This window comes from Brevibacillus nitrificans, assembly GCF_003710965.1.
Taxonomy (GTDB): Bacteria; Bacillota; Bacilli; order Brevibacillales; family Brevibacillaceae; genus Brevibacillus; species Brevibacillus centrosporus.
The window spans coordinates 34,865-55,390 of record NZ_RHHU01000002.1; the positions used below are offsets into that span (position 1 = coordinate 34,865).

A 20,526-nucleotide genomic window follows, 5' to 3' on the forward strand; every position below is an offset into this window, starting at 1 on the left:
TTTATTCATGTGAGTAATTATACAAACGAACTAATAAAAATACAACCACTTTTCTTATTTGTCCTCTACTTTTTCCCCGTGCAATTTTAGGAAGACAGAAACAAAGCAGCCGGACCTGTGAGAAAGCTAAGCTGCACCAAGGTTTTGGTGTAGCCATAGCTTCTTGTGTACGGGATGGAAAAATAGAATCCTCCCCGTACAGGATCACTCGTCCGGCTGTTTTATGCTCTATTATTCATGCTTTGTATACGATACCTGAGGGACAAACTCTGCACCCTTATGCTTGCGAATCCACTCCAGCTCAGCTAACGCCAGGCGCTCGAAATTCTCTGCGATATGGATGTCCCCCTCCTCTCTCCAGGAGGCGATGATCGGATACATCCGACTGTAAAATCCATTGATATACCACATATCAAACAAGAGATCTGGATGTATAAGACCGTTTTTATGCAAAACACCAACCATTTCAAAAAAACCGTAGAGCGTCGTAAACTGCGAGAATTCTTCACCCGTTCGTGGATACTTCTCCCAAAATACTTCGGGTGCGATTTCTTCCTTTTGCCCTAGAACGGCTGTAAACCAAGCTCTTGCTTTCCTGAGCCGCTCTGATTCGTACTGCTCGTAAAGCTTTACCATCATTTCTGCGTCTTGATAGGTAGGAATCATCTCTCCATCACCTCATCGACATTTCCATTCTCTACCAGTATGTCTGCTATTGATTCTTGATGCAAGCGAACAACGCATGTGCTTCCCAAAAACAAAAACAGCTACAGAAAAGGCATCGTTAATGGATCGCCTCCTGTAACTGTTTTTGGCTTTGGGTTTCTTGGCTGATAATGCTTTCCAATTCTTCCCGTGGCAGTCTTTCTACAATCTCGATGAAATGAGCTGCCAGTATCTCATCAAACTGAGTGCCCGATCCACGTCTGATTTCATTTAGCGCTTCCTCAACAGGCAGGCCTTTTCGATACGGTCGATCAGCAACCATCGCGTCAAACGCATCAGAAATCGCCAATATTTTCGCCATCAACGGAATCTCATCACCGGCGAGCCCATCCGGATAGCCCTTACCATCAATTCGTTCATGATGAGAACGAATCGCCGGAAGCAACTCCTTGAACATTCCCGCCTGCAAAATGATCTCGTACCCGATGACGGTATGCTGTTTGATTCTGTCGTATTCCTCAGGCGTCAATCTGCCCTTTTTATTCAGAATTTCATCTTCAATACCTATTTTCCCGATATCATGCAAAATGCCGCCTACGTATATTTCTTCGACCTTCTCGGATGACATCCCTATTTTCCTGGCGATTTCTCTGCCCCAGTGGGCGACCCTTTGTGAATGTCCGCTTGTGTAACGATCCCTTGCATCAATAGAGGCAGCCATTGTAGTCAAAAAGCGATGGTTAAATGATTTTGCTTCTTCAACCTTTTGATGAAGCTTTTGAATACTATCGTAGTAATGATGGAATACAACGCTGATCGTAATAAATGCAACCATCATGGGAATTAGCGTAAGCGGGCCGTATGACTCAACTAAACGCGCGCCCACTCCAGCCAATATCATCAGCAGTAAATATGTAGAAGTAAAGCCTCTTGCCATGTCTTTTATCGTTGTAATCCAATTGCTTTTATAAAAATAGGAAATACCCAGCCCACAGAGAGTGAGGTTTACGAACCAGTAAATGACCGCTAAAAAAAGATCTGTAATGATTGGAGAAAATGCCTCAAAACTTCCTAGCCAATTTTTCAATTGGTCTACTACCCAGATAGTCATCATTAACTGACCAATATTGGCCAAAGCTTTAGATGGGTTAAACCGAATCAAAAAACCAATAATCAGCGCTTCAATAACCGCAGACCATACACCGACCCAAGAGCCAAAGAGTAGGATACCCGAAAAAATCACAGCGTTATTTAAGGTTAATATCGTATTTGATAATCGAATCGGCGCAAAAGTAGAAAAAATGGTGAGGAGAGTATATGTACATAATACTCCCCAGTGATCACGCGGTTCCCATTCAGACAAGGAAGAAGCAAATATAAGCATGGCTGATATTGCAAAACCAAATTGCACAATAATGCCTTTTATGAAGATTAGAATATCAGCTTTTTGTCGCATAACTTTTTCCTTCTCGGAGTTGTAATAATGAGATTGGTTTATTCATTAAGCGCTGAATAAGTAAAAATGCCCCTAACATAATAAAAATGTCCCCAATACTAATAACCCGCGGAATAATAGACGGCATATAGATGACATCCGTTAAAAACGGAAGATTGGAAGCCTCCGTCAGTACATTATGCTTAAAATTTGTGCCATTAATAATTGGTTCTAGATCATACGGCAGCTTCTTTGCCTGTTCTAAATCAATTGGCATCTTCCCACCATTTGTCCATATTGCAATGGCATTTAAAAACCAACCGACCATAAAAATTCTCATATCTTCATATTTTCGATTAAACAGTAAAAAAGCCAAGATAAACACGTATGCTGCTGAAATGAAGATGCCTCCTAGTGTGTGAAAAAGCGCGGAACAAACTTGGAGTCCAATACTTATAGCTAAAAGCCATATCTTGTTAAATTTAGGGAATTCTCTGATTCTTCCCTTCCGAATCAGCGCAACTATAAACGATAAACAGATTACATCCAAAAGCATTTGGCTTTCCTCCAAGGGTTGAAGAAAAAACACCACTCATCAAAGCGGTGTTTCTTCCATGCAATTATTAGCCAATGTTGAAATTTGCAGATGTAGCTGCTACGATAGCTGCCACCATCAAGATTGCTGCGACCCATTTTTTCATATATATTTCCCCCCCTTTAAGATAGTGGAGAAAGCTGGCTTCGCTACTGGTCATAACCCAGGGGCCAAGCGACCATTTACAGCCCCTGCGCATCTTTCCTTTTCTTTTGTAAAAAGGGCGGATTCGCTACTGGCTCCATACGGACCAAGCGACCAAATACAGTCCGTACTTCTTCGCGACTTTCATACCTATATTTTACACATAAGTGACAAATTTCGGCAATCAAATATTCATAGTTTACTAGATTTTATCTATAAATAGTTCTTTTGAATTAGCCTTTCCTCACACTAGCGCGGCAAGAATTGCTTTTTGTGCATGGAGGCGATTTTCTGCCTGATCGAAAATGAAGGAGCGAGCTCCGTCAATCACGCCGGCAGTCACTTCTTCCCCGCGGTGAGCAGGCAAGCAGTGCAGGAACAAATAGCTCGGATCTGCCTGTGCGACCAGCTTTTCGTTGACTTGGTAGTTCGCGAAGGCTTTCAATCTGACTTCATTCTCTGCTTCAAAGCCCATACTGGTCCAAACGTCGGTATACACCGCATCCGCTCCGGCAACCGCTTCAGCTGGGTCATACGTCACAGTCATGTTTCCGCCGCTTTGTTTCGCGTATTCTGTCGCTTTTTGAACGATTGCGGCGTCCATTTCATAGCCGACCGGAGTCGCTACGCGCACGTCCATCCCCAAGAGGACCGCTGCCAGAACCAGTGAATTTGCTACGTTGTTGCCATCACCGACATACGCCAGCTTGATTCCCTTCAGCTTGCCTTTATGCTCCCAGATCGTGAGCATGTCAGCCAAGGCTTGGCAAGGGTGGTACAGATCGGTCAGTCCGTTGATGATCGGGATGGATGCATGCTCTGCCAGCTCTTCTACATAGGAGTGGGAGAACGTGCGGATCATGATCGCATCTACATAGCGGGACAGCACTTTCGCTGTATCGCTGATCGGCTCACCGCGGCCCAGCTGCAGTTCTTTTCCGCTCAGGAACATACCCATGCCCCCCAGCTGATACATCCCTACTTCAAAGGATACGCGGGTACGAGTAGACGCTTTGTCAAAAATCATGCCCAAGGTCTTGCCCTGCAGCGGCTGGAACGGCTGTCCCAGCTTTTGCAGTTGCTTGATGTGAGCGGCCAGATGCAGCAGCTCCATCAGTTCTTCCCCGTTGAACTCGTCGATTCTGAGCAGGTCCTTTCCTTTATGCTTGCTGAGCGGCAAGTTTGGAAAGTGTTCCAATATCTTCACTGGCTGCATGCGAGCCACCTCTTTTCTCAAGAATGGATTTCACGTACAAATCAAAGGTTTCAACTGCTGAGAACAGCGGTACACCGTGCTGCACCAGACGACCACGCAGGGCGAATCCGGTACGGCCATGACGATTTCCGATCGTCGCTGTGATCAGGGCAAAGGCTGCTTTGTCTTTTTGCAGCAGCTCGTTCAGCTTTGCCTCATTTTCGATGACATGACTGACTGCTACTCCGGTCTCTTGCAGCCATGCTGCTGTTCCGGCTGTCGCTACCAGCACGCCCCCCTCTGCTTGCAGCTGTGCGAGCGTTTTGCTGACATCTGCCTGCTTGTCGGAGTCTTTTAAGGACGCAATCACCAGATGGCCTTGCTTCCAGTCACCGTAAAAATGATCTTTGAACGCGAATGCCTTGCCAGCCGCTTCCGCAAAGGAGCGACCCAAGCCGAGCACTTCGCCTGTCGATTTCATTTCTGGACCCAAGACCGGGTCTACGCCGTTCAGCTTTACCGTTGAGAACACGGGTGCTTTTACGACCGCGAAAGGAATTTCCGGCAAGAGTCCTGTACCGTATCCCATATCCGCCAATTTCTCACCCAGTTGTGCTTGAACAGCCAGTTGAACCATTGGGATACCTGTTACCTTGCTCGTAATTGGAACTGTACGGGAGGCACGCGGATTCACTTCCAACACGTAAACTGTGCTTCCATCGATCACAAACTGGATGTTGATCAAGCCAACCGCTCCCATTTCTTTCGCGATTGCCTCGGTATAGCTCGCGATCTTCTGCTTGATTTCATCTGACAAGCCAGGAGCCGGGAACAGAGCCACGCTATCGCCGGAGTGAATTCCGGCCTTTTCAACATGCTGGAAGATTCCTGGGATAATGACGCTTTCGCCGTCGCAAACGGCATCCACTTCTGCTTCGCTGCCTGGTACGTATTTGTCCACCAGCAGCGGGAAGAACGTCTTGCTGTCAGGATGATTCAGCCAGCCGTTGATCGTCGCCTCAAGCTCGGTGAGGTCGTGAACGACAACCATCCCTTGACCGCCGATTACGTAAGACGGGCGCATCAGGACAGGGAAGCCGATTTCTTCTGCAATCGCGGTCGCGTCCTCCAGCGAGGAAACACCTTTTCCCGGGATGTGCGGGATGTCCAGCTTGCGCAGCATTTCATAGAACAGCTCGCGGTCTTCCGCACGTTCGATAGCCGACAGGGACGTACCCATCACTTTCAGCCCCGCATTTTCCAGCTTGGCTGCCAGATTGATTGCCGTTTGGCCACCGAATTGCACCATGACGCCTTCTACCTGCTCGCGCTCTGCAATATGCAGGACGTCCTCCACATGGAGTGGTTCAAAGTACAAATGGTCCGCTGTTTCATAGTCCGTACTTACCGTTTCCGGGTTGTTGTTCACCACGACAGCGGCGATCCCGTTCTTTTGCAGTGATTTGGCTGCGTGCACGGAGCAGTAGTCAAACTCAATCCCTTGTCCGATCCGGATAGGACCCGAGCCGAGCACCATGACTTTGCGGCCTTCCAAGGTAGCCACTTCATCTACACCCTGCCAGTCGGAATAATAATACGGCGTTTGCGCATCGAACTCGGCTGCGCATGTATCTACGATTTTGTAGGTCGGGGCAATGCCTGCCTGACCGCGCATATTTTTGATTTCAGCCGGCGTGCGTCCGGTCAAAGACGCGATCGTCTCATCCGCAAATCCGCGGCGCTTCGCTTCCAGGAGCAATTGCTCAGGCAGTTCGGTGCCCTCGCAGCAAGCCAGCTCGATTTCCAGATCGATGATTTTGCGAAGGCTGCGCAGGAAGAATGGATCAACCCCGGTCAAGCTGTGAAGCTCTTGCTCGGTGAAGCCCTTGCGAATGGCTTCTGCGAATACGAACAGGCGAATGTCTGTCGCTTCCTGCAGGGACAAAGACAGCTCTTCTTTTGTCCAGGTCGCCATCTCGGGACGGGACAGGTGCGTGCAGCCTTGCTCCAGGGAACGCACGGCTTTCAAGAGCCCTGCCTCCAGGTTGCGGGCGATCGACATGACTTCCCCGGTCGCCTTCATCTGCGTACCCAGCTTGCGGTCAGCCAGTGGGAATTTATCAAACGGGAAGCGCGGGATTTTTACGACGATGTAGTCCAGCGCTGGCTCGAAGCTTGCGTATGTGTAGCCCGTAATCGGATTTAGCACTTCATCCAGACCAAAGCCCAAAGCCAGCTTTGCAGCGATACGAGCGATCGGATAGCCCGTCGCTTTGGATGCGAGCGCACTGGAACGGCTCACCCGCGGGTTTACTTCGATCAGCACATAACGATCCGATTTTGGATCCAGGGCGAATTGAATGTTACAGCCACCGACAACGCCCAAGGAGCGAATAACCTTGGTCGAAACGCTGCGCAGCATTTGGTACTGGCGATCCGTCAGCGTCTGGGAAGGGGCTACGACGATACTATCACCTGTATGAATCCCCACTGGGTCGAGGTTTTCCATATTACACACGATGATGCAGGTGTCATTGGCATCCCGCATGACCTCGTATTCGATTTCTTTCCAGCCTTTTACGCTGCGCTCGATCAGCACTTGGCCGATCGGGCTAGCCGCGATACCGCCAGCCGCTACTTTGCGCAGAGTAGCTTCATCCTCCGCGATCCCTCCGCCTGCTCCGCCCAATGTATAGGCAGGACGCACGATGACGGGATAGCCGATGGAACTTGCAAAAGCAATAGCCGCATCCACGGATTCAACAGTGTCGCTTTCCGGTACCGGCTCGCCGATTTGTTGCATCAGTTGTTTGAACAGCTCACGGTCTTCCCCGTTTTGAATGGCAGCCAGCGGTGTACCCAGCAGTTCTACGTTGTACTTTTCGAGAACACCCGCTTCTGACAAGGAAACAGCCAGGTTGAGACCGGTTTGACCGCCCAGGGTCGGCAGCAGGCCGTCTGGACGCTCCTTCGCGATGATCGCTGTCACGGATTCCACCGTGAGCGGCTCCAAATATACTTTGTCAGCTACTTGTTCATCTGTCATGATCGTAGCTGGATTATTATTCACCAGGACGACTTGCACGCCCGCTTCTTTCAGAGAGAGGCAGGCCTGTGCGCCCGCATAGTCAAATTCTGCTGCCTGACCGATGACGATCGGGCCTGAACCAATAACCAGCACTTTATGGATGTGGGACAATTTAGGCATAATTCTTCGCTCCTACTACGCGCATCGACTGCAAGAATTGGTGGAAAATGTGTGAGGTATCGCTAGGTCCGGGATGAGCCTCCGGATGGAATTGCACACTGAAAACGGGCAGGCTGAGATGACGGAGTCCTTCGACTGAGCCATCGTTGACGTTGCGATACGAAACAGCCAGGTACCGCTTATCCAGCGCTTCTTCTTTGACCACGTATCCGTGATTTTGGGAAGTCAGATAGACTTTTCCGGTCATAAGCTCTTTCACCGGATGATTGCTGCCACGGTGGCCGTAAGCGAGCTTCTCGGTCTTGCCGCCATACATGAGCGCCAGGACCTGATGCCCCAAGCAAATTCCCAAGGTTGGGTATTGCTCGACGGCCTTGCGCCACTCACTGCAATACGCGAGCAAATGCTCCGGGTCCCCAGGGCCATTGGAGAACATCAGGCCGTCTGGCTGCAGCGCTTTGATCTGAGCAAAATTCGTGTCAAATGGCACTACAGTCACGCGGCAGCCCATCTCCAGCAGGGAATCCAAAATGGATTGCTTCATGCCGAGATCGACCAGTACGACGTGCTCCCCCGATCCGGGATGACGCTCGACCTGCTGGCTGGATACGTTTGCGACCAGCGACTTTTTCGCGTGCTTGTAACGCATCGCGACAACTTCCTCCACCGCTAGCGGATGGTCGGACATGACACCAAATACGGGACCGTTTTGGCGTACGCGCTTGGTGATCGTCCGTGTATCGATTCCAGCCAAGATCGGGAATCCGAAATCCTCTGCTGCTTCTGCCAGCGTCTTGGTTGATTCGTAGTGACTCGGCTCCAGGCAAAGCTCGCTCACGATCATTCCTGTCAGGGCAGGCTGTGCGGCTTCGTAGTCTCTTTCGTTAATGCCGTAATTTCCGATCAATGGGTATGTGAATGTAACGATCTGCCCTGCAAAGGAGGGATCAGTCATCACTTCCTGGTATCCTGTCATTCCTGTATGAAAAACCACTTCGCCAAATCCTGTGATAGGCGCTCCGTACAACGTTCCTGTGAATACTTCCCCGCTCTCAAGCGTGAGATAACCGACACCAATTTCTTTTTTCTCTCTGCTCATCTATGAAAGCCACTCCTCTCCAAAGGGCACATCTAACGAAAATTTATGCAACTCTTTGTATTAATATACATTTGTAATTATAAAAATGCAACGAGTTTTTTGTCCTTTCTCACTCGTTGCATTTTTCCAATGCACACAATATTTGTTTTAGGACTGCGCCAGACCCTCGCTCAGCGCAGCGACCGCTTGCTTGATTTCTGCCTCGGTCGTAATAAAGGATGGCAGCAGACGAACCACATTTGGGCCTGCCATCAGCAGAATCACTCCCTTTTGCTCCCGGGCGTAGTTCACGGCATTGGCTGCAGGGATCGACAGCTCTACACCGAGAAGAAGTCCTTTTCCGCGAACGGTTACCACTTTATCTGGATACTGGGCTTTGAGCTGCTCCAGCTCCTGAATAATCATGCTGTTGATTTTCGCCACTTTCCCCAGTATGTTTTCTTCTTCCATCATATCCAGCGTAGCGATTCCTGCTGTCGTCGCGAGAGGGTTGCCCCCAAAGGTGGTGCCATGTGTACCTGGGGCAAAGGCTTCTGCCACTTCTTTCGTCGCTACTACTGCACCGATCGGGAATCCACTGCCGAGACCTTTTGCCAGTGAAATGGCATCTGGCTTCACATCATACTGCTGGAAGGCAAACCAGGTGCCCGTGCGTCCAATACCGGTCTGAATCTCATCTACCAGCAGGAGCAGTCCGTGCGTATCGCACAGCTCGCGAAGGGCTTTGACCCACGCTTCTTCTGCTGGGTGCACGCCGCCTTCTCCTTGGACCAGCTCCAGCATGATCGCGCATGTTTGATCCGTGATGGCTGCCTTGACTGCATCCAGGTCATTGTATGGTACAGTGACAAACCCTTGTGGAAGAGGAGCAAAGCCGTCTTTTACTTTCTCTTGACCTGTCGCTGTAAGCGTAGCCAGCGTACGGCCGTGGAAGGACTGTTCAAACGTAATGATTTCGTAGCGTCCTGTCCCCTTTACTTTTTGTGCGTAGCGGCGAGCCAGCTTGATCAGCCCTTCGTTTGCCTCGGCACCGCTGTTGCAGAAAAAGGCTTGGTCCAGACCGGACAGGCGGCTCAGCTTTTCTGCGAGAATGCCTTGCTGGGGAACATGAACCAGATTGGAGCAATGCCACAGCGTATCGAGCTGTTCATGCAGCTTGGCCGTTACCTTTGGTGGAACATGGCCCAAGGAAGTTACGGCGATACCGGAAGTAAAATCGAGGTATTCCTTTCCTTGATCGTCCCAGACCTGATTGCCTTGGCCTTTCACCAGACTAATCGGCCATCGTGCATAGTTATTCATAAGATGCATGGGTGCTGTAACCGTACTCATGGAAAATCCCCTCCTATTGTGGTTGATTCACGTTCATCCGCACTGTGGTTCCGACTGCTTCTCCTGCGCTGACTGCCAGAATATCCTCAGCCGTTCCCCGGCAAATGACGACCTGTTCGACGCCTTGACCCAAAGCATCCAGAGCCGCCTGAACCTTCGGAATCATTCCTCCAGTAATCACGCCATCTGCGATCATCTGATGGATCTCGTCTGCGCTCGTTTCCTGTACCAGCTCCTTGCTGCCATCGGATAACGGTCGCAGAATACCTGGAACATCTGTCACCATGACCAGCTTCTCGGCCGACAATGAAGCTGCGATGGCTCCTGCCGCAATATCTGCATTCACATTGAAGGCATCGGAGCCGTCTGCGCTCACAGACAGAGGCGCGATAACCGGAACATAGCCTTGACCGAGTATCGCCAGAGGAATGGTTGTATCCGCTTGCTTGACCTCGCCTACCCATCCGAGTGGCTTGGTCGTCTTTTCCGCGATCAAGGTCTGACCATCGATCCCGCTCGCTCCCCAAGCCTTTGCTCCCGCTTGCGTCAGTCGTCGAACCAGCGCTTTGTTAATGCTCCCGCACAGCACCATTTCCACCACACGCAAGGTATCCTCGCAGGTCACGCGCAATCCATCCACAAACTGCGGTGTGATTTGCACCTTATCCAGCATCCCGTTGATAGCCGGTCCGCCCCCGTGAACGATGACGATTGGTTTCCCCTCGCCTTGCAGCTTGGCGATGGCTTGAAAGAAGGTATCCGGCAGCTGCTCCATCGTCGAGCCGCCACATTTGATGACGATAATTCCTTCCATCCTCTTTCCTCCTCTTTACGGGAATACCGGCACGAGCGGCAGTCCGGCTTTCTCTGGGAATTGGAACATAACGTTCATGTTTTGGATCGCTTGACCTGCAGCTCCTTTGACCATGTTGTCAATGACAGACAGGACAATGACGCGACCCGTACGTTCGTCTACATGCACCGAGATATCGCAGTAGTTGGAGCCCAGCACTTCTTTGGTATGGGGATGGGTTCCTGCCGGACGTACGCGTACAAAAGGCTTATCCGCATAAGTGGCCTCGAAAAGCTCTTGAGCCTGCGCCTGTGTCACTTTGGTTTCCAGCTGACCATATGCCGTTACCAGAATCCCGCGGGTCATCGGAACCAAGTGGGGAGTAAATTGCACGAGTGATGCTATACCGGATTGTTTTGCCAGCTCCTGCTCAATTTCAGGTGTATGCTGATGCTTCGCCACCTTATAGGCATGAATGCTCTCATTGATTTCACTGTAGTGAACCCCCATAGACAAGCCGCGTCCCGCTCCCGATACACCGGATTTCGCGTCGACGATCCAGCTGTCCGGCTTCACCCATCCTTTTTGCATCAGGGGGATCAAAGCCAGCAAGGTAGCAGTCGGATAGCAGCCAGGATTGGCGACGAGCGATGCTCCTGCCACTTGCTCGTAGTTCCACTCCGTCAAGCCGTACACCGCTTTTTCCACCCACTCTGCTGGGGCGGGCTCTTTCTTGTACCAGCTCCGATAGGCATCGGCGCACTCCAGTCGGAAATCCCCCGACAAGTCGATGACCTTTGTACCACCGAGCTTCATCAATTGCGGGGAAAGATCTGCACTTACACCCGCTGGAGTTGCCAGGAAAATGACATCGTTATCCTTGCTCATGCTCTGCGCATCGATTGGCGCCAATTTCGGCAGCCCCAGTCCGCTCACGTGCGGGAACGTTTTTTCCAACGACTCTCCTTCGGCTGAGCTTGAATACAAATTGGCGATTTGCACATGTGGGTGTCCCACCAGTAAGCGAATCAATTCCGCTCCACCGTAACCGGTAGCCCCAACAATCCCGACCCGAATCATAGATCTCTCCCCTTCTCCGCTGAATTCTCTGTATTTTTATACATGAATAATAATAAAAATTCATGGAGAATACAACCCTAAAAACCGGAAGAACGTGAAAAAGCGCCCGATATGCTCGGACGCTTCCTTGGATCGAACCTACTTATTTCTTATCTGCCAGCCACGCTGCCAGTGTTTCTGCATCGGCACCCTTTACCAAACCAGGGGGCATGGCGCCTTTACCGTTATTCAAAATTTCCAAAATCTGATCTTTGTTCAGCTGCCCGCCAACTTTTTGGAGATTCGGACCTACAGCACCTTCCAGAGTTTGACCGTGGCAGCCTGCACAAGTATTTTTGAACAAGGCTTCCGCAGTCGCCGCATCGTAGCTACCCGATGGAGCAGTCGTGGACGGTGTTTCGGTAGAAGGCTGATTGGCCGGCGGTTGTGCAGTGTTTCCTCCGCCACAGGCACTTAGCGAGAATACGAGTACAGCCGCAACCACAAACAGTGATGAACGTTTCATGGGCTGTTTCCTCCTTTACTAGATAATTCTTCGCTAAGTATGCCTCATGGATCCCAAACTCATTCCTTAAATTACGTCAGCGGCAGCTCCAGTGGGCTCCATTCACGCAACTCCAAAGTACGCGCTCCTTCCGCAACTACGGGATCTGCTTCAGCCAATTTCCGTGCTTCCTCCAAGGAAGACGCCTTGTAAATGACGAGGCCACCCTCTTTATCCGTGAAAGGGCCTGCCATAAAGACTTTATCCTGCTTGTACAAGTCGTTGAGGTATTCCAGGTGGGCAGGTCTTACTTTTGCATTCAGTTCTTGATCGATAATCGGTAAAAACGCTACATACAACATGAGAATCGCTCCTTTGTTTGGGTATGTATTCATTCCTTTAATCAAATTACCACTTTGCCGATGAGACGGTAAACCTTTTTAGCGCTTTCGGTCCTTGCCCGGCTCTACAAATTGCAGCAATTCGCCTTCCGGTCCATCAAAGAGAATGATTCTGCCTCCATCCAGGGAAGGGGTTGGCCCGTCTGTTTTAAACGTGATACCTTTCTCCCGGTAGTAGGCGATGGCTTCGTCGATATTATCAACTGTAAATGCCAGGTGATTGACAATCCCTGCTGCTGCGTAATCCCCCATTGGCTGCAGGTCGCGAATCAGCTCAATCTCAAAGCTTGGCTGGTTTTCGTGAAACAAAAAAGCCATCTCACGAGTGGCTCCCTCTCCCCTCAGACGTACCTGATAGCCAAACATCTCCTGGTAAAACGCAATTGACTTGTCCATATCTGTAACGATGATGGCTACATGCTCTGCCTTTTTGATCATGCGCGCTCTCCTCTCCAGTGCTCGTCTGTTTATTTTGAATTTTACCACTGTCACAACCTGCTGCCTACCTTGGGATACAGGTACAGGTGCGTGGCCATAAAAAAAGCGGCAGGATGCACCCTGGCCGCTTTACCCTTTGATTACCGTTTAATTTGAGATCTCAAGTAACCGTCGATGAAAACGTCAATCTCCCCGTCCATGACCGCTTGCACGTTGCCTACCTCTACGTTGGTGCGGTGGTCCTTGACCAGGCTGTACGGGTGGAAGACATAGGAACGAATCTGGCTGCCCCATGCGATGTCTTTTTGCTCACCCTGAATGGCTGCCATCGTTTTTTCCTGCTCTTCCCGTTTGCGCTCAAACAATCGTGCTGTCAGCATTTTCATCGCACGCTCACGGTTTTTAATCTGCGAACGCTCTGTTTGACACGTCACGACGATCCCCGACGGCAAGTGGGTGATCCGGACTGCGGAGTCGGTCGTATTGATGTGCTGACCGCCGGCACCACTGGAACGGTACGTATCGATCTTGAGGTCCTCCGAGCGAATGTCGATTGCATTATCGTCTTCAATTTCTGGAAGAACGTTGCAGGACACAAAGGAAGTATGCCGACGTCCGGATGCGTCGAATGGCGAAATGCGTACGAGTCGATGAACCCCTTTTTCTGATTTCAAATACCCGTAAGCATTATGTCCTTTGATCAAAAGCGTTACACTTTTGACGCCCGCTTCGTCCCCTGGAAGATAGTCCAGGGTTTCCACCTTGAAGCCCTTGGCATCGCCCCAGCGTGTATACATGCGCAGGAGCATGGATGCCCAATCCTGAGATTCCGTACCACCCGCGCCAGGGTGCAGCTCCAGGATTGCATTGTTCTTATCGTACTGATCGCTCAGCAACAGTTCCAGCTCAAAGCTCTCAAAAGCTTTCCTCAGCTCTTGGGTGCTGTCGTACAAATCCTGGATGAGGGACTGATCCCCTTCTTCAATGACCAGCTCGAGCATCAGTTGCAGGTCCTCGTATTGGGAATCCAGCTTGCCCATCGTCTCCACGAGACTTCTCACGGCGTTCAGTTCACTGATTGTTTTCTGCGCTGCATCGTTGTCATCCCAGAAGTCTGGTGCCAGCATGCGCTCTTCCAGTTCCCCGATCCGCTCCTCTTTTACTGGGAGGTCAAAGAGACCCCCTGATATCTGCTAAACGCTTAGCCATACTGGACATCTCTTGTTTGATGTCCGCAATATCGATTAATGCCATGTTGCGAATCACCTTCTCTTCTGTAAGCTATGTTTATTGTAACGTAATTTGCCAGATCCGCAACCTGACTTCAGTGCCAGGCAGGGGGAAGGTGATTGGTTTTTCTGTTTTTAGCCACTCAGCGAGCCGGTGGTGATGGCGAGGAGCGGAGATCTCGGATTTCTCTGGAGGCTGTCCCCACCTGATTTGCCTTCACCAATGTTAAATGGCCGCCTCGCGATGTTGTCGCTCGTTTTTTACCGGATGTATGTTTATTCACCTTTTTGTATTCGTTATGCACCTGTATTGGTTCCCCGGCTTTTCCTTTGTCTGTGAGTACCTTGGGATCAACCACAAAGGCGTTCATCCAGAGCGTCTGCGGAATTTCTGAAACGACTCTCTCTTCAGCAAAGACTGCGTCCCTTGCCGTAAACACCTCGATTGGCTTTTTGTAGGATTGCTCCTCTTTCTCACTGATGATTTGTACCGATCTATTTTCTTTTCCTACACGCAGCACCGCTTTTAATGTGCCGGCAATTCGCTCCAGGATGCTTACCGCTTGTATGCCCATCACGTTGACTGACGCCTTCATTGTTCATTCCCCCGTCATCGTGTATTTGGAAAAAAGTGTTGTACCTATGATTCTATGGTTTTTACAAATCTTTTCCACTAGAATCGTTCGATGGCTTTTTCCAGTGTTAGACAAATCGACGTGCCGATGCCGACGAGGAACACAGGATCGGGACGAACGCTGTCTATGCAGGAGGGATTGAAGCAGAAAAAAACATCCCTTCCGCAGCTTTCGCTGTTTGGAAGGGATGCTTTGGCGTTTGGACCATTATTGATTGCGCTTGTTGCTGCGGCGGCGCTCCTGCTCCTGTGCACGGCGCTGCGCACGGTTTTTCGGATCGGCATCACCGGAAGTCTCATCGTCAGGACGCTCGGATGGTCCGGAGGTTTGGAGCTGGCTTGGATCCATGCCTTGCCCGCGAATGACATCCTGACGCTCCAGGTTTTGACTGACTTCTGCCTTCATGATATACATGGCCACTTCTTCCTCCACGGCAGCCACCATGGATTGGAACATTTCGTAGCCCTCGAATTGGTACTCGCGCAATGGATCGTTTTGACCGTACGCGCGCAAGTGAATCCCTTGACGCAGCTGATCCATCGCATCGATGTGATCCATCCATTTGCTGTCGACCGCACGCAGGATGACCACTTTTTCAAATTCGCGAATCATATCGCCAATCTCCGCTTCACGCTGTGCGTATTGCTTGGAGACTTCGTTTTTCAGCAGTTCCATGATTTCTTCCGCTTCTTTGCCTTTCAGCATTTTTGCGGTAATCGTTTCGTCGTGCAGGAAGGTATTGTTGGCTGCATCCGCCAGAGCTTGCAGGTCCCAATCCTCTGGTACCTCTTCTTTTGGACAATGCAGCTCGACATTGCGTTCCAGCACGCTGTTCAGCATGCCAAGTGCGATCTCGCTGAGGTTTTCCTGCTCCAAAATGTCGCGGCGCTGCTTGTAGATCACCAAACGCTGTTGGTTCATGACATCGTCGTACTGCAGGACGCCTTTACGAGCATCGAAGTTGGAGCCCTCTACCCGTTTTTGAGCGGATTCGACAGCGCGTGTTACGAGACGGCTCTCGATCGGCATGTCTTCTTCCATGCCCAAGCGGTCCATCATGTTCATGATGTTGTCGGCACCAAAGCGGCGCATCAGCTCATCCTGCATCGACAGGAAGAATTGAGACGAACCCGGGTCCCCTTGACGGCCGGCACGACCGCGCAGCTGGTTATCAATACGGCGGCTCTCGTGACGCTCCGTACCGATGATGTGCAAGCCGCCCAAATCAGCTACACCTTCGCCCAGCTGAATGTCCGTACCACGACCTGCCATGTTGGTTGCGATGGTGACTGCACCGTATTGACCGGCACGTGCGACGATCTCTGCCTCGCGCGCATGCTGCTTCGCGTTCAAGACGTTGTGCGGAACACCTTTTTGCTTCAGCATCTGAGACAGTCGCTCAGAGTTTTCAATAGAAATGGTACCGACCAGAATCGGCTGGCCTTTTTTATGACGCTCTACGATGTCGTTCACAACCGCGCGATACTTGGCTGCCTCTGTTTTAAACACCAGATCTGGCAGGTCGATACGTGCTACCGGTTTGTTTGTCGGAATCACAACAACATCGAGACCGTAAATCTTCTTGAATTCTTCTTCTTCCGTTTTCGCCGTACCGGTCATACCGGACAGCTTTTGATACATACGGAAGTAGTTTTGCAGGGTAATGGTCGCGAGCGTCATGCTCTCGCTCTGAACGCGCAGACCTTCCTTGGCTTCAATCGCTTGGTGCAGACCATCGCTGTAACGACGTCCCACCATCAGACGACCTGTGAACTCGTCAACGATCACAACTTCGCCTTCCTGAACGACGTAATCTACGTCGCGCTTGAACAGCACTTGTGCTTTCAAAGCAGCTGTAATGTGATGGTTCAGCGTCATGTGCGCGGTGTCATACAGGTTTTCAATATTGAAAGCTTGCTCGACCTTGCTGACACCATCATCTGTCAAGGAAACGATTTTCAGCTTTTCATCGATCGTAAAGTCTTTGTCTTGCTCCATGCGTTTGACGAAGTGCGAGCAAATGTAGTACAGCTCTGTCGAACGATTCGCAGAACCCGAAATGATCAATGGCGTACGCGCTTCGTCGATCAGGATGCTGTCCACTTCGTCGATGATGGCATAGAACAGTGGACGCTGTACCATCTGTTCTTTGTACAGCACCATGTTGTCACGCAGGTAGTCAAAACCGAATTCATTGTTGGTACCGTAAGTAATATCGCACGCGTAGGCTGCCCGTTTTTCTTCGGCATCCAGTCCATTTTTGTTCAGACCAACAGTGAGTCCCAAAAAGTTGTACAGCTGACCCATGATGGTCGAGTCGCGCTCCGCCAAGTATTCATTGACCGTTACAACGTGAACACCTTTTCCCAACAGGGCATTGAGATAGGTAGCCAGTGTTGCCACCAGCGTTTTCCCTTCACCGGTCTTCATCTCGGAGATGCGTCCTTCTTGCAGGACCATACCACCGATCAGCTGAACGTCAAAGTGCCTCATACCGAGAACCCGTTTGGATGCTTCCCGAACGACGGCAAACGCTTCGTTCAAAATCTTGTCCAGATCCTCTCCGTTTTGCAGGCGCGCCTTAAATTCTGCTGTCTTCTCACGCAGCTGCTCGTCAGAGAGTGCCGCTATGCTTGGTTCCAGCGCATTGATGGATTCTACGCGCTTAAACATTTTTTTGACTTCGCGCTCATTGCTATCGCCAAAAATCTTTTTAACGAGTCCTAACATGAGGACACCCCTTCCATATGCTCCCTAAACAGACCGAATCGCCTCTTTATAGGAGTGCTCAACGTATCCCTGAAGTAGGAATACCGATTCTCCGAAATTCAACTCTCTCTAAAAATCTATTTTAACAAATTGTTTCACATATACACAAGTAAAGGGAGTTGCCAATAGCAACTCCCTAGTCTTATACGAGTGATTTGAGATAAAGTTTCGTTATTTCGGTTCAATCAAACCGTATCGGCCGTCATTTCGGCGATACACCACGCTCACATCGTTCGTGTCGCTATTCTGGAAGACGAAAAAGCTGTGTCCCAGCATATCCATTTGCATCACTGCTTCATGCGCATCCATCGGTTTTAAATCGAATCTTTTCGTGCGGACGATGTTAATGTCCACGTCTTCTTCCTCGCTGTCTTCGGCAAGCGCTACTGCAACTTGCTGATTTTCACGCTGAGGCTGCTTGCTAATCGTATCCACCCTCAGCTGTCGCATCAGCTTCGTTTTGTGCTTGCGAATCTGGCGTTCCAGCTTTTCTACCACAAGATCGATAGCAGCATACATATCCTCGTGGGTTTCCTCTGCCCGGATAATTACCCCGCCGAGCGGGATGGTTACCTCGATCGTGCCTTCTCCTCGATGTACTCTCATCGTTACATGGACATCGGTAGGCTGTGGTGTTTCAAAATATTTTTCGAGACGGCCGACTTTCTTTTCCACATACTCTCGAAGTGCTGCGGTGACTTGAATGTTTTCTCCACGAATGTTAAATTTCATGGTTCCAACCTCCTTCCGTCTAGTTAAGAATATTCGCCGTCCATGTAAATAATCCTCCTGTTTCCCATCAAAAAATGATACTAAATATTTACATTCCATTAATAATCGACAGAATTTTACCAATACTTACTATGTTCCCTATGATATAATACCCTAGTAGTCACTCTACTCATCCATATTTCGCGGTCGTATATCGCACAGGAGGAATCCTCATGGCAGAGGTGAAACCTTCCCATTCTCTTATCGGAGCAACACTTGCACAAGACGTTAACAATGAGTACGGCCTGCTGCTCCTGCCCGCCGGAGCAGTACTGCATCAGAGTGACATACGGCTGCTAGAAGCCCATCAAGTCCAATACATCCACATCTCGGATCACGGTTCAAAGCCCGAGATGCCTCTCCCTATTTTGCATTGGAGTGAAGTCCAAGCAGCACGTCAATACGTGCAGGCCGTGCAGCAAACCAAAGGATTGTTCCAACAAATCGCCTCGGGCACAATCCCGCCCTTGAAGCATTTCAACGATGCTTTTTACCCTTTGCTCGATCAAGTATTGCAGCGCTGGGGGTTTCTCCGCTTCATTTACTTAAAAGAAGGAACGGATAACTATACGTATCGTCATTCCTTGAATGTCGGCATCGTTGCTGCCCTCATAGGAAAGCTGCTAGGGAGATCGGAGCAGGACATTTACTTTCTGGGGCAAAGCGGCCTCTTGCACGATGTCGGAAAAATGATGATTCCCGATGAGCTGCTGAACAAGCCAGGCCGTCTGTCTGATGCAGAGTACACGATCATGAAACAGCACACAAAATACGGATACAACCTGCTGCAATCGATGGAAGATGCCAGCGAGCTGATGGCCCTGTGTGCGTTATTGCATCACGAGCGCCTGGATGGCACTGGTTACCCGCAAGCTCGAAGCCATGACTCGCTTCCCTTTGAATGCCAGATCATCAGTGTCGCGGATGTTTTTGATGCCATCTGTACCGACCGCGTCTATCGCAGAGGCACTTCGCCTTTCGAAGCCGCCCATATCTTATGGGAACAAGCCTGCACGGGCAAGCTGAACCCTTTAATTGTTTCCCGTTTTATTCATTACATCGTCCTGTTGTACGTCGGCTCCAAGGCCGTCTTGAGCAACGGAGATGACGTCGAAATTATTATGATTCATACCGATGAGCCCATGCGTCCCCTGGTGCGTCGCGGAGAGGAATTCCTCGATTTGCGGCAGCACCGCCAGCTACATATTCATAAAATGATCAGCTGATATACTAATCCCCCTGCACCCAACTTTGGGCCAGGGGGATTTCATGTGTTTTTCTACAATTTGACCACGTTAGCTGCTTGTGGACCTCGATCGCCTTCCACAATGTCAAACTCTACAGCTTGGCCCTCTTCCAGACTACGAAAACCGTCTGATTGGATAGCTGAGAAGTGGACGAATACATCATCGCCACCCTCCCGCTCAATGAAACCGAAACCTTTTTCTGCGTTAAACCATTTTACTTTGCCTTGCATGAAACAGCACAACCCTTTCTTTTGCAAAAAATTAGGATAAGTATCCTGCAGCGTTCGTTCCTAGTTTACCCAAAATGGCGACAGTCATTCCCTTTATTTAGGAGTATATCTTTTCTCCAGTCCTCTCACGACAACGCGGGAGAGGAACAAGGTAAGCACCAGGTAGATGGCCCCTGAGGTGAGATACGGCGGGAAGCGCTCGAAGGTGTTTTTGGCGATGTTGAAAGCGGCATAGCCGAGCTCTGGTGTCGAAATGATGGCCAGCAAGGAAGAATCCTTCAGTAACGCTATAAACTCATTTCCGAGCGCAGGCAGCATGCGTAAAAATGCTTGAGGAATGGTAATTAACCGCATGGCCATTCCCTTTGTCATTCCCAGCGATCGTGCGGCTTCCATTTGACCAGGATCAATCGATTGAATCCCCGCTCTGAAGATCTCCGCGATATAAGCAGCCGCGTTCAAGGTCAGGGCTACAAAACCGGAAAAAAGAGCTTCCGGCACTTTCGCTTCAGGAAAAAACAGCCCCCAAATGCCTGGGATCACAGCCGTGTGAATCAAGAGAATCTGAAGAAACAAGGGCGTGCCGCGAAACAGCTCAACATAAATGGCAGCCGGTGCTTTCAAGTAAATCTTATCCGACATCTTTCCCAAACCGATGAACAAGCCCAGGATCGTCCCGCAAATGACCGCAACCGTCGTTAGAAGAACCGTATTCCATACACCACGTATAAATAATTCCCGATAATCATAGACTACGCTCCAATCCAAACCCATT

General features: G+C 50.1%; 19 protein-coding genes and 1 riboswitch. Of the genes, 1 reads left to right on the forward strand and 18 read right to left on the reverse strand.

Going from position 1 to position 20,526, the window contains the following annotated elements:
* Positions 1 to 231: 231 nt before the first annotated feature.
* The 16 genes from EDM59_RS01110 to hpf form a co-directional block, all read right to left on the reverse strand.
* Entirely contained in the window at positions 232 to 666 is a 435-nt protein-coding gene (locus tag EDM59_RS01110) for a DUF4760 domain-containing protein (RefSeq protein ID WP_122921947.1), read from the reverse strand.
* A gap of 118 nt (positions 667 to 784) precedes the next feature.
* Positions 785 to 2,122 (reverse strand): HD-GYP domain-containing protein, encoded by a 1,338-nt coding sequence (locus tag EDM59_RS01115; RefSeq protein WP_122921948.1) that lies wholly within the window; start codon positions 2,120 to 2,122, stop codon positions 785 to 787.
* Positions 2,106 to 2,657: a DUF5317 domain-containing protein gene (locus tag EDM59_RS01120; protein ID WP_122921949.1), complete on the reverse strand. Its 552-nt coding sequence runs from the start codon at positions 2,655 to 2,657 to the stop codon at positions 2,106 to 2,108. Before EDM59_RS01120 ends, EDM59_RS01115 begins: the two co-directional genes overlap by 17 nt.
* Positions 2,658 to 2,908: 251 nt before the next feature.
* A riboswitch (cyclic di-GMP riboswitch) is annotated at positions 2,909 to 2,992 on the reverse strand.
* A 92-nt stretch (positions 2,993 to 3,084) separates the two neighbouring features.
* The gene (gene argF / locus EDM59_RS01125) at positions 3,085 to 4,056 is read right to left on the reverse strand and encodes an ornithine carbamoyltransferase (RefSeq protein WP_122921950.1); all 972 of its coding nucleotides are present in this window, start codon (positions 4,054 to 4,056) and stop codon (positions 3,085 to 3,087) included.
* Entirely contained in the window at positions 4,001 to 7,243 is a 3,243-nt protein-coding gene (gene carB, locus EDM59_RS01130) for a carbamoyl-phosphate synthase (glutamine-hydrolyzing) large subunit (RefSeq protein ID WP_122921951.1), read from the reverse strand. Before carB ends, argF begins: the two co-directional genes overlap by 56 nt.
* On the reverse strand, positions 7,236 to 8,342 hold the full coding sequence (locus EDM59_RS01135; RefSeq protein WP_122921952.1) for a carbamoyl phosphate synthase small subunit: 1,107 nt from the start codon (positions 8,340 to 8,342) through the stop codon (positions 7,236 to 7,238). The genes carB and EDM59_RS01135 overlap by 8 nt, the downstream gene beginning before the upstream one ends.
* A gap of 147 nt (positions 8,343 to 8,489) precedes the next feature.
* A complete protein-coding gene (locus EDM59_RS01140) occupies positions 8,490 to 9,674 on the reverse strand; it encodes an aspartate aminotransferase family protein (RefSeq protein ID WP_122921953.1) in 1,185 nt (394 codons plus the stop codon).
* A 13-nt stretch (positions 9,675 to 9,687) separates the two neighbouring features.
* The gene (argB, locus tag EDM59_RS01145; protein ID WP_122921954.1) at positions 9,688 to 10,488 is read right to left on the reverse strand and encodes an acetylglutamate kinase; all 801 of its coding nucleotides are present in this window, start codon (positions 10,486 to 10,488) and stop codon (positions 9,688 to 9,690) included.
* 15 nt (positions 10,489 to 10,503) lie between these two features.
* Positions 10,504 to 11,547: an N-acetyl-gamma-glutamyl-phosphate reductase gene (argC, locus tag EDM59_RS01150; protein WP_122921955.1), complete on the reverse strand. Its 1,044-nt coding sequence runs from the start codon at positions 11,545 to 11,547 to the stop codon at positions 10,504 to 10,506.
* Positions 11,548 to 11,689: 142 nt separating this feature from the next.
* Positions 11,690 to 12,052 (reverse strand): cytochrome c551, encoded by a 363-nt coding sequence (cccB, locus tag EDM59_RS01155; RefSeq protein ID WP_122921956.1) that lies wholly within the window; start codon positions 12,050 to 12,052, stop codon positions 11,690 to 11,692.
* Positions 12,053 to 12,123: 71 nt separating this feature from the next.
* Positions 12,124 to 12,393: a YciI family protein gene (locus tag EDM59_RS01160; protein WP_122921957.1), complete on the reverse strand. Its 270-nt coding sequence runs from the start codon at positions 12,391 to 12,393 to the stop codon at positions 12,124 to 12,126.
* A gap of 78 nt (positions 12,394 to 12,471) precedes the next feature.
* A complete protein-coding gene (locus tag EDM59_RS01165; protein WP_122921958.1) occupies positions 12,472 to 12,870 on the reverse strand; it encodes a VOC family protein in 399 nt (132 codons plus the stop codon).
* A gap of 140 nt (positions 12,871 to 13,010) precedes the next feature.
* Positions 13,011 to 14,124, reverse strand: a protein-coding gene (prfB, locus tag EDM59_RS01170) for a peptide chain release factor 2 (protein WP_122921959.1) whose coding sequence is annotated in 2 segments (ribosomal slippage) — positions 13,011 to 14,042 and positions 14,044 to 14,124 — 1,113 coding nt in all. Because the reading frame shifts where the segments join, the coding sequence is not laid out codon by codon here.
* A gap of 118 nt (positions 14,125 to 14,242) precedes the next feature.
* A complete protein-coding gene (locus EDM59_RS01175) occupies positions 14,243 to 14,695 on the reverse strand; it encodes a hypothetical protein (protein ID WP_122921960.1) in 453 nt (150 codons plus the stop codon).
* Positions 14,696 to 14,941: 246 nt separating this feature from the next.
* Entirely contained in the window at positions 14,942 to 17,464 is a 2,523-nt protein-coding gene (gene secA / locus EDM59_RS01180) for a preprotein translocase subunit SecA (RefSeq protein ID WP_122921961.1), read from the reverse strand.
* 210 nt (positions 17,465 to 17,674) lie between these two features.
* Positions 17,675 to 18,235 (reverse strand): ribosome hibernation-promoting factor, HPF/YfiA family, encoded by a 561-nt coding sequence (gene hpf / locus EDM59_RS01185; RefSeq protein WP_092275531.1) that lies wholly within the window; start codon positions 18,233 to 18,235, stop codon positions 17,675 to 17,677.
* Between the two features lie 212 nt (positions 18,236 to 18,447).
* Between hpf and EDM59_RS01190 the strand changes: the two genes are divergently transcribed.
* On the forward strand, positions 18,448 to 19,500 hold the full coding sequence (locus EDM59_RS01190) for an HD-GYP domain-containing protein (RefSeq protein WP_122921962.1): 1,053 nt from the start codon (positions 18,448 to 18,450) through the stop codon (positions 19,498 to 19,500).
* A 53-nt stretch (positions 19,501 to 19,553) separates the two neighbouring features.
* On the opposite strand, the gene cspD is transcribed toward EDM59_RS01190, so the two are convergent.
* Positions 19,554 to 19,751: a cold-shock protein CspD gene (gene cspD / locus EDM59_RS01195; RefSeq protein ID WP_055746341.1), complete on the reverse strand. Its 198-nt coding sequence runs from the start codon at positions 19,749 to 19,751 to the stop codon at positions 19,554 to 19,556.
* Between the two features lie 93 nt (positions 19,752 to 19,844).
* Positions 19,845 to 20,525 carry an amino acid ABC transporter permease gene (locus EDM59_RS01200; RefSeq protein ID WP_170184488.1) on the reverse strand — a complete coding sequence of 227 codons (681 nt, stop codon included), beginning with the start codon at positions 20,523 to 20,525 and terminating at the stop codon, positions 19,845 to 19,847.
* Position 20,526 lies beyond the last annotated feature (1 nt).

Coding starts and splice junctions, on each gene's coding strand:
- EDM59_RS01110 (WP_122921947.1), bottom strand. CDS start 666: ATGATTCCTACCTATCAAGACGCAGAAATGATGGTAAAGCTTTACGAG.
- EDM59_RS01115 (WP_122921948.1), bottom strand. CDS start 2,122: ATGCGACAAAAAGCTGATATTCTAATCTTCATAAAAGGCATTATTGTG.
- EDM59_RS01120 (WP_122921949.1), bottom strand. CDS start 2,657: ATGCTTTTGGATGTAATCTGTTTATCGTTTATAGTTGCGCTGATTCGG.
- argF (WP_122921950.1), bottom strand. CDS start 4,056: ATGCAGCCAGTGAAGATATTGGAACACTTTCCAAACTTGCCGCTCAGC.
- carB (WP_122921951.1), bottom strand. CDS start 7,243: ATGCCTAAATTGTCCCACATCCATAAAGTGCTGGTTATTGGTTCAGGC.
- EDM59_RS01135 (WP_122921952.1), bottom strand. CDS start 8,342: ATGAGCAGAGAGAAAAAAGAAATTGGTGTCGGTTATCTCACGCTTGAG.
- EDM59_RS01140 (WP_122921953.1), bottom strand. CDS start 9,674: ATGAGTACGGTTACAGCACCCATGCATCTTATGAATAACTATGCACGA.
- argB (WP_122921954.1), bottom strand. CDS start 10,488: ATGGAAGGAATTATCGTCATCAAATGTGGCGGCTCGACGATGGAGCAG.
- argC (WP_122921955.1), bottom strand. CDS start 11,547: ATGATTCGGGTCGGGATTGTTGGGGCTACCGGTTACGGTGGAGCGGAA.
- cccB (WP_122921956.1), bottom strand. CDS start 12,052: ATGAAACGTTCATCACTGTTTGTGGTTGCGGCTGTACTCGTATTCTCG.
- EDM59_RS01160 (WP_122921957.1), bottom strand. CDS start 12,393: ATGTTGTATGTAGCGTTTTTACCGATTATCGATCAAGAACTGAATGCA.
- EDM59_RS01165 (WP_122921958.1), bottom strand. CDS start 12,870: ATGATCAAAAAGGCAGAGCATGTAGCCATCATCGTTACAGATATGGAC.
- EDM59_RS01175 (WP_122921960.1), bottom strand. CDS start 14,695: ATGAAGGCGTCAGTCAACGTGATGGGCATACAAGCGGTAAGCATCCTG.
- secA (WP_122921961.1), bottom strand. CDS start 17,464: ATGTTAGGACTCGTTAAAAAGATTTTTGGCGATAGCAATGAGCGCGAA.
- hpf (WP_092275531.1), bottom strand. CDS start 18,235: ATGAAATTTAACATTCGTGGAGAAAACATTCAAGTCACCGCAGCACTT.
- EDM59_RS01190 (WP_122921962.1), top strand. CDS start 18,448: ATGGCAGAGGTGAAACCTTCCCATTCTCTTATCGGAGCAACACTTGCA.
- cspD (WP_055746341.1), bottom strand. CDS start 19,751: ATGCAAGGCAAAGTAAAATGGTTTAACGCAGAAAAAGGTTTCGGTTTC.
- EDM59_RS01200 (WP_170184488.1), bottom strand. CDS start 20,525: ATGGGTTTGGATTGGAGCGTAGTCTATGATTATCGGGAATTATTTATA.